Here is an 11,822-nt window from a genome sequence, read left to right on the forward strand (position 1 = left end):
AACGTGCCGGATACTATCGGTAGGATTTTGCATGTAAAAAGGAGGAGACGCATGAATATCACGACCACTGGCCCAAAAGGTCTTCCAATCTCAGGGAACTTGATGGCATTTCGCCGATCGCCGCTTCAGTTCATCCGCGAAGCGGCAGAAGAGCATGGAGAAGTCGTCCATTTTCGCTTCGGTCCTTCCCGCCATATTTATCTGTTAACGAATCCGGATCACATCAAAGAGGTTTTGGTCAGCAAACAGGCGCATTTTCGAAAAGGGAAAGGACTACAGGTTGCGCGAGCTGTTGTAGGAGATGGAATTCTTACCAGTGAAGGAAAAAAGCATTTGCGACAACGGCGGCTTATGCAGCCAGCTTTTCATCGAGATCGTATCGCCACCTACGGAGACGTGATGGTCCGGCAAGCAGTTGATCTCATGTCGGATTGGAAAACCGGGGAGCTGCGCGATATTCACTCGGACATGATGAAAGTAACGCTTGCGATCATTACGGAGACGATGTTTGGCAAAACCGTCAAGGAAGGCGCCGATCAGATTGGACATGCCATCGATGTCGGTTTGAAATATGTGGCAAACAAAGGCTCCTCTTTTATCGATATTCCGTTGTCCGTACCTACCAAAAGCAATCGGGAGTTCCTGGAGTCGAGTGAGCTGCTGGACAAAACGATCTACTCCTTGATCGAAGCGCGGCGTAATAGCGAAGGAGAAGAGCACAAGGACTTGTTGGGGATGCTTTTGGCCGCGCGTGATGAAGATGATGGGGAGGGAATGACAGACGAGCAGGTGCGCGACGAGGTCATGACCATTTTTGTAGCTGGCCATGAGACGACTGCGAATACCATGTCGTGGATTTTCTATTTGCTGGCTACTCATCCCGAGGTGGAGAAAAAGCTACATGACGAGCTGTCGACGGTGCTGTGTGATAAGCTGCCGACAGTCGAAGATCTTCCGCAGCTGAAGTATACGAATCTCATTGTACAGGAAACGCTGAGGCTCTATCCTGCGGCTTGGACGATTAACCGGGAAGTGGTAGATGAGGTTGAGATCGGCGGTCACACGTACAAGCCTGGGGAAACACTGATGATGAGCCAATATGTCATGCACCGTGACCCACGCTATTATGAGCAGGCTGAAGAATTCATTCCAGAGCGTTTTGACAGCGACCTCTTAAAAAGAAATCCGGCCTATGCTTATTTCCCGTTTGGCGGCGGGCCGCGTGTTTGTATTGGGAATAACTTTGCTTTGATGGAGGCAGCTTTGCTACTGGCGACGATTGCACAGCGATATCGACTACGACTGGCTGAACCGAACCAGACAGTGGAGCCCGAGCCGTTGGTCACCTTGCGTCCCAAGAACGGACTGCCGATGCGTTTGGAGAAGAGATAGAAAAAAATGGAAGTTAGGGGGCAAAAAAAGAGGCATCTTATCACTACGGTTTCGCCGATTGTGTCAGATACCGAACTGGGGGTTATTTATCACTGAAAGCAACATGCTTACAAAAATGATTTTACAAGTAAAATATAAAGAAATAATTAATTGAGAATAAATCTATATAAAGTAAGGGTAGCTTGAGAAAGCTACCCGTGGAAGAAGGGGATGGTGAAGGAGAAACTGCTTCCCATTCCCAATTCACTGTTTACCATCAGATCTCCGCCGTGAAGCCGGACGATGCTCTTACAAATCGTTAAGCCTAAGCCTGTACCGCCACTGTTGCGATTTCGTGATTTTTCCGCCCGATAAAACTTGGTGAAAATCTTCGTCAAGTCTTCAGCGGCGATTCCTTCTCCTTTGTCGATTACAGTAAAAAGGACATGTCCTTCTCGCTGATCACAAGTAAGGTAAATGGAGCCATCCGGTTTGTTGTAGTGAATGGCGTTGTTCAACAAATTTTCCATGACACGGCGCAGCTTAGTCTCATCCGCTTCGATGTGAAGTTCATTGGAGATTCGTAGCTTCCATTGAAACGTGAGGCCTGCCTCTTTGATTCTTGGCAAATAGTCCTCAATAATTCCTCGCAAGAAGCTTTTGACATGAATGCGGTTAATGCTAAGTCGAACTTCGGAGCTTTGCGTGGTGAAGTCCTGCAGCTCATCCAGCAACTTTTCCAAGTCCGTCGTTTTTAGCTCGATCTTGCCCATCTGTTTCTGTATTTTGGTCATATCCGTCACGCGACCAGAGCCGATGTATGAGGCATAACCTTTGATCGTGGTGAGAGGTGTACGGAAGTCGTGGGCGATCGAAGCAATCATTTCAGCCTGTCTTTCTTCCGCTAAGCGAAGCTCATCAACCATTTCCCCGAAATATCGAAAGAGTTGCCCAAATTCATCATGCGATCGATACGTAAATGTGACCAGCCGCTTCCCTTCCTGGATTTCTTGGGTGACGCGCGATAATTCGTTAACCGGCCGTAGTATCCAGCGAACGAACAAAGCGAGCAGAACCAATCCTACCAGACTAATGCTTCCGTAAATAAACCAAAGCATCATGGAAACCCCTGTCGTAGCCATCATGTCGTAATCATCCGTGTAGAAATAAACAACAATCTCCCCTGTACGCGGTGGCTCCTGCTGAAAATGGTACTCAGCGACCACTTTGAGGTCATTTTGCTTAGCAGAATCGCCACGGCTTGATGAGGAGGGGGAAGGCATTTTTAAATTATAGGCGCTTGATGTTTTGCTGTAGATAGTGTTTCCATTGGCATCCTTCACGAGCATGCGGTACATCACGTCGTCTGGCAACTGCTTCTCAAGCTCCATGCGTTCGATTGGGTCCTTGAAATTACTGACGAGAAGCAGTTGATTGAGCATGACCTTTTCTGCGGCTTCCTTCTCAGCCTGGTACTGATTATGCCGGTCATTTTTGAGTTGAGCGACAATAATGTCTTGAAAAACAAATTTAAACAACAAAATGTTGAGTGTGAGCAAGGCAATGAAGGAGAGAAAAATTTTATTGCGCAAGCTCATTTAAAGCTTCTCCCCGATAAAAACGTAGCCTGTCCCCCATTGTGTTTTAATGAATTGACGTTCCGTTTCCAGCTTCTCACGGAGGTTTTTAATATGGACCGTCACTGTATTGAGCGAGCCATAACCATATCCCCAAACACGGTCATAAATTTGCTCTCTTGTAAAGACGATGCCCGCATTTTCTGCGAGGAAGGTGAGTAGTTGAAATTCTTTGGTAGAGAGCTCGATCTTTTGGTTACATACATATACGGAATACGTTTCTTTATGAATTTCCAAGTCCTTAAATTTCAAAACCGTAATCGGAGAAGAGGCTGTTTCCTTCTCAGGCTGCTCTTCGGTATGCTTGCGAATGCGCTCATAGCGACGAAGGTGGGCACGAATGCGAGCGAGCAACTCTTCCGTATCAAAAGGCTTCGTGATGTAATCGTCTGCGCCGATTTCAAAGCCGACTACCTTATCTACCGCTTTTCCTTTTGCACTGAGAAACAGTATAGGCAAATCCCACTCACGGCGAATTTGAGAGCAGAGCTCATAGCCACTCATGTTGGGCATCATAATATCCAAAAGGATCAGGTTGGGACGCTCACCTTGGCTGAGCAACGAGAGTGCATCTTCTCCGCTTTCAGCAGAGGAAACGCTGAAGCCCTCGTTCTCCAAAATGTCTTCTAGCAGTTCAATAATCTCCAGATTGTCATCGACAATTAAAATGTGATCTTTCACCGGAACAACCCCCAGTTACTTCTATTAATAAGGAATACCATTCAAAGAATGGGTCTTGTCTATCATAACATGCTTTGCCCCTATCAGGGGAAGAAACCCCGTAAGTTATTAAGTTGTTCTAATATGTGAGGGTACCTCTTTAGACCAGGTACTAAATTTCGTCAGAAAAAGCCAGAGACGTAGTGTCCCTGGCTTTTATTATTTTGCCGAATGACTATTTTTTAGCTGGTTTTTCCGGCAACGATGCAGCTTGCACCGCTTTTTCCTTATTCGGAGTTTCTGCTTTCGCTAGAACAGGAGCACTGAGACGCTTGGCGCCTACATAACGCTTGCTCCAGTAGTATGGATCGTTCAACTTGGTGTTGACGACTCCACGACCAGATTCCGAGTGCACGAATGTGCCGTCTCCGATGTAGATACCCACATGAGAAATGCTGCGACCGTTCGTATTGAAGAATACGAGATCGCCTGGTTGCAAATCTTTTCTGTCTACCTCTGTACCTAATTCGTACTGGGAAGCAGAATTGTGAGGCAGGTCTACACCTAACGCATCAAATACGTAGCGTGTGAAACCGGAGCAGTCAAAGCCCTTTTTGGACGAGCCGGAAGATTTGTAAGGGGTACCGTACAAGTCGCTGACAACTTCATGGAGAGTATTCTCCTCAGCAGCCTGTGCAGCGCCTGCCCCCATAGCAAGTAATCCAGCCATAAATAAAGATAAAACCATCTTGCGCAAAAGAAACTGCTCCCTTCGTGAGCCTACGAGGTTAGCTGAAGGGTTCGGTCGAAAGGACGCCCTAGGCTGCTAGGAGTAGCAACCATTCACCCCAAAAACGTGGTTCCCCCGTTTCCGCTAAGCGGAATTCGGCTATTTTTCGATGTTTTTTTACACGCACTCTTACGAAGATTCTACGCCAGTCCTTTTTTTCCTTCTTTTTATCTGTTCATTCACATATTCGTCACAAAGATAGCGTCAAATGCTGTAACGTTTTCGTTCGACAGTGCAAGCCGCCTTTCGACGTGGGCTTATTCCTGCCTTGCGAGAGAGCTCGTCCGATTAAGGCAGGAAAATGTCTCCGTCCAAGGACGGAGGGAAAAACCAACCGCACGCCCGTTATGGGAAGCCTATACCGAGGGCTACAATAAGGGCATAACGTTCCACAAGCACCACAAGCAAAACGAATGGAGGTAAGCGAGTAATGAGCGAACGGTCTGGCAAAGTACTACTCGGGCTGGTTCTGCTGCTAGTCGGTGGGTTGGTTCTTCTCGATCTGGTTGGTATCGATATCGGAGACTTGCTCGGGTTTATCATTCCCGGCGTGATCATGATATACGGTGCCAAAAAGATCATGGGACAAACCGGTTCACGATTTTGGGGAATCCTGGTCTTCCTATTCGGGTTCCTGATGTTGATTGGCAAGCTTGACCTACTGTTTCACGCGCTTCTGGCCATTGGGGTGATTTATCTGGGATATCGCTTACTGCGTCCCAGCCAAGAACCTAAACAAGCGCCACCTGCTTGGGAGCGTGAATGGGCCCAAAAAGTATTAAAGGAAGATACGCTGGACACTTGGGAGAGAGATGTAAGAAGACGCCCACAGTAACGCCAATGTCGCAAGAGTCTTTTGGATGAACAATATGATGTGATATGATGAGGAGGAAAAAATAATGAGTATCTTTAAACGTTTGCGTGACCTGACAGTAGCTTCGGTAAATGATGCATTGGATTCAATGGAAGATCCGGTAGTAATGCTGAATCAATATATGCGTGACATGGAAGTAGAAATCGGACAAGTTGAAGTAGCGGTTGCCCGTCAGGTTGCTCTGGAAAAGAAATTCCGTCAGCAATTGGACGAAGCCAATGCTCTGATCGAAAAACGTGATCGCCAAGTCAAGCTCGCCTTGACTGAAGGAGAAGACGAGTTGGCTCGTCGAGCACTCGCTGACAAGAAGCAGTACGAAGGCCGTGCAGCGGAATATGAAACTCTCTACCTGTCAGCATCCGAGTCAGCTACGCAAATGCGCGAGAAGCTGGCTGAGCTGAAGGAAGAGTTCTATAAAATGCGTGCGAAAAAGTTCACTCTGATGGCACGTGCACAAGTAGCTCGTACCCAAAAGCAAGTCAATCAAGCAGTTGTCGGTATCGGCAATCAGTCCGCAGGCCGTGGCTTCGCTCGCATGGAAGAGAAAGTCATGCGCATGGAAGCAGAAGCGCAAATGAGCGGGCAATGGCGCCAAACGAACCGCGCTTGGGAGAACGCTTTGTCTGAGCTGGAAAAGGATGATCTCGATGCAGAACTTGCCAGCATCAAAGCATCCATTAATGAAGTAAAAACACCGGTAGCCAAACCAGTACAATCCTAATTCAACAGGAACTGGGGGACAAGGTGTAGAATAGAGTGTGTCAATTCGGCAGCCTGTGTACATCAGGCTGCTTTTCCCCTAGGAGGTACGATTCTTGCAGGACTTCTTGGTCTTTTTGCGGCGGTTTATCGCTGAGCCTGGACGCGTCGGTAGTATCATCCCCAGCTCTCGTTTTTTATGTGAGCAAATGTTGAAAAGCGTCGATTGGGCTTCAACCGATGTGATCCTGGAGCTGGGACCTGGTACAGGGGCTTTTACCCAAACGATCTATCAGCGCTTGCATCCCGGCACACAGTACGTGCTCGTGGAACGAGATTCCCAATTTCGCTCTATGCTTCAATCACGTTTTCCCGATCTTCCTATCAGGGAGGAAGCGACTAAACTTAGGTCTTACTTGGAGGAGCAGGACCTTGCAGGTGCAGATGTCATTATCTCAGGTCTGCCATTCGCCAACTTTCAACAAGAGCTGCGGGCAGCAATTCTGGACGAAGTTCAATCTGTACTGAAGCCAGGGGGCCTATTTATTACATTCCAATATTCGCTACAACTCCAAGCTGAGTTGCAGGATCGTTTTCCCTGGGTCAAGATCGACTTTACCCTGTTGAACATTCCGCCTGCATTCATCTATACATGTCGTAATGGACAAAGTGAAAACGATCAGCGTGGGGCGTGAGAGAGGAGACTTTTGTGAAACTGTCCCGTTTACACAAAATGTTGGCTGGTGTCCTGATTATTTTTACGGGAATCGGTCTTTTGTTAGACAGTTTGGGTATCATATCGTTCGGTCTGTTTGATTTGTGGCCGATGGTGCTTATTTATTTTGGCCTTCGTTTGTGGGGGAATAAAAATCGGATTGGCGGAGGGATTCTATTCTCTCTGGGGACCATCATCGCGACGGACATGTGGTTTGGTGTCGGGATTGATGATTTGTTCCAGATTGCAGTACCAATCGTGTTTATTTATTTCGGCTTTCAGTTGATTCGGGGCAAGAACAGCAGACGAGATCGCTATGTGAATCAACCATTGGGAGAGAGTGGGACCCCATCTGCTGCGGAGACGATTTTGACTAGTGATGCGAGTGTCCCGAATGACGTGAACGTTTCAACAGCGGAACGCCCTTGGCAAGACAACTGGAACAAATGGAAGCATGTTGGTGGCAAAATTCCTCATCACGAAAACATGTCTTCATCACCTGACGACATGTTGCCAAAAGATTCCCGCAGTTCTCTGATTGGGGATTATCACCTGACTTCCGGGCGTTTTGAACTGAGTTACTTGCATGTCTGGCATGGAATCGGGGATGTTGTGATTGATCTTTCTCGGGCAGTGTTGATGCGGGATGAGGCGTTTCTTGTCGTAGAGGGCTGGGTAGGCGATGTGACGATTTATGTGCCTATCGATCTTCCTGTATCGGTAACGGCAGGCTTGAGTATTGGTGACCTGGAGGTGCTAAGCCACCGGCAGGGAGGTATCAATCGCAGTGTTAAGATTCGTTCTGATCAGTATGATGAAGCATTGCAAAAAGTAAACTTGCATATCTCGCTGCTTGTCGGCGATATAAAAGTCAAGTACATCTAGGAGGTACTGGCGGATGCGTCGACAGCGATTGGCAAGTATTCAGTGGCAATACGTGCGCTATGGCATGTTACTGGCCGTCAGTGCAATTACTGCCGCGTTTATTTGTTTCTTTTGGCTATACTTTTTATGGAAAGATCACCCCGGGATTCATCGGTGGTACAACGAAATAATTAGCGACCGCAACCTCGTGAAGTGGCTGGCAGAATATATAGGCATCAATCTGCCTACCGATCCAGAGGGCTTGATTCAGCTTGCTGCTTTTGTTGTTTCTTTGCCGGCAGGTGTCTTAGTGGCATTGATCATTTCCTATATCATCGGTAATTTGTTGAAAAAAAGACTCAGTGTACTGTGGGAAGCTGCCATGAAGCTTGGACGCGGGATGCTGTCATATCGGGTTCCCGAATTGGGCGTCGATGAAGTCGGCGAATTAGGATGGCAGATTAATCGCTTGGCTTCGCAATGGGAAGAGCAAGTAGCATCTTTGCAGCGGTTGTCGAACCACAATGCGGCTCTCGCAGAGCAATTGAAGCATGCAGCAGTAACTGAGGAGCGACAGAGATTGGCGAGAGAACTGCATGACGCGGTCAGCCAGCAGTTGTTCGCCATCGCCATGACGACTGCGGCGATGAAGCGGCTTGTAGAAAAAAATCCTCAGCGTGCAGCCCAACAGATTGAATTGGTCGAAGAGATGGCAGCAGCTGCACAAGCAGAGATGAGGGCATTGCTCTTGCACCTTCGCCCGGCTACGTTACAAAACAAGTCATTGAAGGAAGCTATTCTGGAACTTTTAGATGAGCTGACGCGTAAAAATACCATGCAGCTTACTTGGGAGATCGAAGACGTCGAAGGCTTGCCGAGTGGAATTGAGGATCATTTGTTCCGTATTTTGCAGGAGTCCTTGTCCAATACATTGCGGCATGCCAGAGCTACCCAGATTGCAGTGAAGCTATTTACACTGCAAGAGCAGGTTCGCCTGCGAGTAACGGATGACGGTGTTGGTTTTGATCCGGATGGGGAGAAAATGACGTCCTACGGTTTGCGCAGCATGCAAGAGCGCGTAGCAGAGGTTGGAGGCTCCATGGAGATTTACTCGGCGATTGGGAAGGGGACGCAAATTGAGGTGCGTATTCCTATAGTGTTACAGACGGAACGGGAAGGGTGAAGGCTCGGTGATTCGGGTACTACTGGTAGATGATCACGAAATGGTTCGGATGGGTCTGGCTGCTTATTTGTCTACAGAGGAGGATATTGAAGTCGTAGCAGAGGCAGGCAGTGGGGAAGAAGGCGTGCGAATGACGCAAGAACTGCTCCCAGATGTCGTTCTGATGGATTTGGTCATGGAAGGCATCGGCGGTGTGGAAGCTACTCGACGTATTCGTGAAAGCTGCCCTTCCAGTAAGGTAATTGTCTTGACTAGCTTTATTGATGACGAAAAGGTATATCCGGTCATTGAAGCGGGGGCATTCAGCTACTTGTTAAAGACTTCGCGTGCAGCCGAGATTGCAAAAGCAATTCGCTCTGCTGCGGCGGGTGAACCAGTTCTGGAATCGAGGGTAGCAGGAAAAATCATGGCCCGTTTCCGTCACGGTCAAGAGTCTCATCCACATGAACAGCTGACGCCGCGCGAGTTGGAGGTTTTGAAGCTGATCGGTCAGGGCAAGTCCAACCAAGAAATTGCTGATGAGCTGATTATCGGGATCAAAACAGTCAAGACTCATGTCAGCAACATTCTTGCCAAGCTGAACGTGGAGGATCGCACGCAAGCGGCCATTTACGTCCATACACATAGCTTAGGTTAATCACATAGCATCATGCATAAGTAAACGCGCCAAATAGCTCCTCAGTAAACAGGGGCTTTTTCGCGCGTTTACTTGTTTAAACCGTTTTCTTGTATGCAAACCGTGAGTTTTTTTCGTAGATGTGGTAAAGATAGTAAGTAACGAATGAGAGATTACGGAAAGGAGGGACGGGCTATGAGGCACAGACCTCAAACACGCTCCAAGGTGCTTTCGGCTGACAATGGTGTGGATATCGTTGGGGATGTTCACGGCTGTTACGACGAATTTATAGAATTGCTCAAACGCTTGGGATATGAACGAGCCCCAGACGGTACATATCGCCATCCCCACGGCCGAAAGCTCCTTTCCCTCGGTGATATCACGAGTCGTGGACCTTACTCAATCAAAATGCTGCAATTTTTTCACCAGCATGTCACGACAGGCCTGGCTGAAATGGTAGATAGTAACCACGGGTGGAAAGTAGCCCGCTGGCTGGATGGCAGACCAGTGACATTGGCTCACGGAGATGAAAAGGTAGAAGAGGAGATTCGGTTGTATCAGCAAGAATACGGACCGAAGAAGGCCTCCTTGCTGCGTGAGCAGAGCCGTAGATTACTATTTTCTTCTCCTTCGCACATGATCATCAAACAAAATGAAAAAATAGTAGCGGTCGCCGTTCATGCGGGGATTCGCGATGATTACATAGGGATGGATTCGCCTGCGGTCTATACATTTTGCCGATATGGCGATGTAGCAGGGACGGGGCCGGATGGGCGCCCGATCCGCAGAGAATGGGCAAAAGAACGAAAAGTGACTTCGCCCATCATCGTATGGGGACATGATCCGCATCCAGAACCAAAACGAAAAAATGGCACCATCAACATCGACCAAGGATGTGTGTTCGGCGGAAAGTTAACCGCCTACCGCTATCCAGAGGACGAATTGGTGAGTGTGCCAGCAAAAAGAAACTATTCGGGTTTAACGGATACGCCGCTGACCCGTTTTAAGGCAGATGATTAAACGAAGACGTGATGTTACGGTTTGAGCTTTTCGAATAAACGCTTCAGGATGACAGCATGTGCCCAGAGCGGCAGAGGTTGGTCAGGCTGCTGACGCCATTGTTCGTCTGTTAAAAAGCCTTGATCATACAGCCAGTTGACGGCTTCCTGCTTCCAGTCAGCGCCGTTTCCGGGAGAAGTGGTGGGAGCAAGGGTAGGTGCTGTAGTAGGTTTTGGATTTGAAGTAGGAGTCGTAGGGGGCTGGTAGGGAAGTTTAGCGTACGTGCAAAATGCCCGGACTACCCCTTCCGCGAGATCTCGCCAATCCTGCTGTAGTTTATTTGCGTCCAACGCATTGTCGGCAAAGCCATACTCGACGATGACCGTCTCCACGCTACCAGTCTCCCGGTGCATGAAGTAGTAATCGAGCCGCGGATTATCTGGCAGAGTCCGCGTAAAAATGCGCCGATTTGGCATCCCTTCCGCTGTCAGGGCATCCTGGATCAATTGGGGAAAGGTTGGGGAGCCATAAATCGAGTAAATGACCTCGGAGCCCCGGCCGCCACCTGAGTTAATATGGTTGGATATGCAGTAGCGAGCACTGCTGTTTCGAACCAGAGCAGTCCGAGCCTCACTTGTCAGAGTCACATCGGTTGTCCGTGTGATCGCGACAGGAATATTTAGAGCCAAAAAGCGATTATATTGGTAAAGCGATATTTGCAAATTCATATCTTTCTCGGTAAATTGCGTGTTGTTACCTCCGCCTGGATCGCTGCCACCGTGTCCAGCGTCCAGAATCACAATTGGAGTCATGGTGTTTCACCTCTTGCTATTAGAATATGCTTAAGACAAGGATGTTGTTGAGGGCAGTGTTCTCATTTTCCAAGTTTTCTAATCACAATTTACAGAAGATAGCCCAACTATGGTACAATAAAAGAGTTCATAATTACGTATAGAGGATGGTAATGTATTGATGGCTTGGTACAACTGGGTAATTCCAATTGTTACATTGTTAATCGGTCTCGCTGGTGGATTTTATGGAGGGACTTATTTATTGAAAAAACAAATGTCCAACATGCAAATGGACGACAAGCAGCTTCAAGCCATGGCCCGCTCAATGGGGATGAATCTAAATCAAAAGCAGCTCAAACAAATGAGTCGTACGATGAAAAACATGAAAATGCCAAATAAATTCGGGAAGTAGCGTGAAAGGGAGTGTCGTTTGATGGGGGCGACCCGGCTGCGCTACACGATGATCGGTTTTATTGTCGGTGTGTTTATCGTGTACTTGAAAGACCTGCCGCTTGCTGAAGGAACTCGGTTTGCGGCCCCTTTTTACGGAGCGGGGATTGGACTGCTCATTGACGGCATTATTTTACGTATGAAAAAAAGAAAACAAGAGTAGGGGAAGAGCC

14 protein-coding genes and 1 riboswitch are annotated in these 11,822 nt (G+C 48.0%); of the genes, 10 read left to right on the forward strand and 4 right to left on the reverse strand.

Features of this window, described 5'->3' with window-relative positions:
* Positions 1-51 precede the first annotated feature (51 nt).
* The gene (locus BBR47_RS05315) at positions 52-1,392 is read left to right on the forward strand and encodes a cytochrome P450 (protein ID WP_012684730.1); all 1,341 of its coding nucleotides are present in this window, start codon (positions 52-54) and stop codon (positions 1,390-1,392) included.
* Positions 1,393-1,583: 191 nt separating this feature from the next.
* On the opposite strand, the gene BBR47_RS05320 is transcribed toward BBR47_RS05315, so the two are convergent.
* From BBR47_RS05320 to BBR47_RS05330, 3 genes are all read right to left on the reverse strand, one after another.
* Positions 1,584-2,969 carry a sensor histidine kinase gene (locus tag BBR47_RS05320; RefSeq protein ID WP_012684731.1) on the reverse strand — a complete coding sequence of 462 codons (1,386 nt, stop codon included), beginning with the start codon at positions 2,967-2,969 and terminating at the stop codon, positions 1,584-1,586.
* Positions 2,970-3,689 (reverse strand): response regulator transcription factor, encoded by a 720-nt coding sequence (locus tag BBR47_RS05325; RefSeq protein ID WP_012684732.1) that lies wholly within the window; start codon positions 3,687-3,689, stop codon positions 2,970-2,972.
* 214 nt (positions 3,690-3,903) lie between these two features.
* Positions 3,904-4,425 (reverse strand): C40 family peptidase, encoded by a 522-nt coding sequence (locus tag BBR47_RS05330; RefSeq protein ID WP_012684733.1) that lies wholly within the window; start codon positions 4,423-4,425, stop codon positions 3,904-3,906.
* 4 nt (positions 4,426-4,429) lie between these two features.
* Positions 4,430-4,569: riboswitch (cyclic di-AMP (ydaO/yuaA leader) on the reverse strand.
* Positions 4,570-4,888: 319 nt separating this feature from the next.
* On the opposite strand from BBR47_RS05330, the gene BBR47_RS05335 reads away from it, so the two are divergent.
* From BBR47_RS05335 to BBR47_RS05365, 7 genes are all read left to right on the forward strand, one after another.
* Complete coding sequence (locus tag BBR47_RS05335; RefSeq protein WP_012684734.1) at positions 4,889-5,293, forward strand: LiaF transmembrane domain-containing protein; 405 nt, start codon at positions 4,889-4,891, stop codon at positions 5,291-5,293.
* A 64-nt stretch (positions 5,294-5,357) separates the two neighbouring features.
* Positions 5,358-6,053, forward strand: a complete 696-nt coding sequence (locus tag BBR47_RS05340) for a PspA/IM30 family protein (protein WP_012684735.1) — start codon at positions 5,358-5,360, stop codon at positions 6,051-6,053.
* 94 nt (positions 6,054-6,147) lie between these two features.
* A complete protein-coding gene (locus tag BBR47_RS05345; protein WP_012684736.1) occupies positions 6,148-6,726 on the forward strand; it encodes a class I SAM-dependent methyltransferase in 579 nt (192 codons plus the stop codon).
* Positions 6,727-6,740: 14 nt separating this feature from the next.
* Positions 6,741-7,631 (forward strand): cell wall-active antibiotics response protein LiaF, encoded by an 891-nt coding sequence (gene liaF / locus BBR47_RS05350; protein WP_041749269.1) that lies wholly within the window; start codon positions 6,741-6,743, stop codon positions 7,629-7,631.
* Positions 7,632-7,644: 13 nt separating this feature from the next.
* Complete coding sequence (locus BBR47_RS05355) at positions 7,645-8,793, forward strand: HAMP domain-containing sensor histidine kinase (protein ID WP_012684738.1); 1,149 nt, start codon at positions 7,645-7,647, stop codon at positions 8,791-8,793.
* A 7-nt stretch (positions 8,794-8,800) separates the two neighbouring features.
* Positions 8,801-9,430, forward strand: a complete 630-nt coding sequence (locus tag BBR47_RS05360; RefSeq protein ID WP_012684739.1) for a response regulator — start codon at positions 8,801-8,803, stop codon at positions 9,428-9,430.
* A gap of 174 nt (positions 9,431-9,604) precedes the next feature.
* The gene (locus BBR47_RS05365) at positions 9,605-10,429 is read left to right on the forward strand and encodes a metallophosphoesterase (protein WP_012684740.1); all 825 of its coding nucleotides are present in this window, start codon (positions 9,605-9,607) and stop codon (positions 10,427-10,429) included.
* Positions 10,430-10,443: 14 nt separating this feature from the next.
* Here BBR47_RS05365 and BBR47_RS05370 read toward each other — a convergent pair whose 3' ends face one another.
* Positions 10,444-11,220 carry an N-acetylmuramoyl-L-alanine amidase family protein gene (locus BBR47_RS05370; RefSeq protein WP_012684741.1) on the reverse strand — a complete coding sequence of 259 codons (777 nt, stop codon included), beginning with the start codon at positions 11,218-11,220 and terminating at the stop codon, positions 10,444-10,446.
* 160 nt (positions 11,221-11,380) lie between these two features.
* On the opposite strand from BBR47_RS05370, the gene BBR47_RS05375 reads away from it, so the two are divergent.
* Positions 11,381-11,611 carry a YneF family protein gene (locus BBR47_RS05375; protein WP_012684742.1) on the forward strand — a complete coding sequence of 77 codons (231 nt, stop codon included), beginning with the start codon at positions 11,381-11,383 and terminating at the stop codon, positions 11,609-11,611.
* 21 nt (positions 11,612-11,632) lie between these two features.
* On the forward strand, positions 11,633-11,812 hold the full coding sequence (locus BBR47_RS05380; protein WP_012684743.1) for a hypothetical protein: 180 nt from the start codon (positions 11,633-11,635) through the stop codon (positions 11,810-11,812).
* Positions 11,813-11,822 lie beyond the last annotated feature (10 nt).

This window comes from Brevibacillus brevis NBRC 100599 (genome assembly GCF_000010165.1).
In the GTDB taxonomy this organism is placed as follows: domain Bacteria; phylum Bacillota; class Bacilli; order Brevibacillales; family Brevibacillaceae; genus Brevibacillus; species Brevibacillus brevis_D.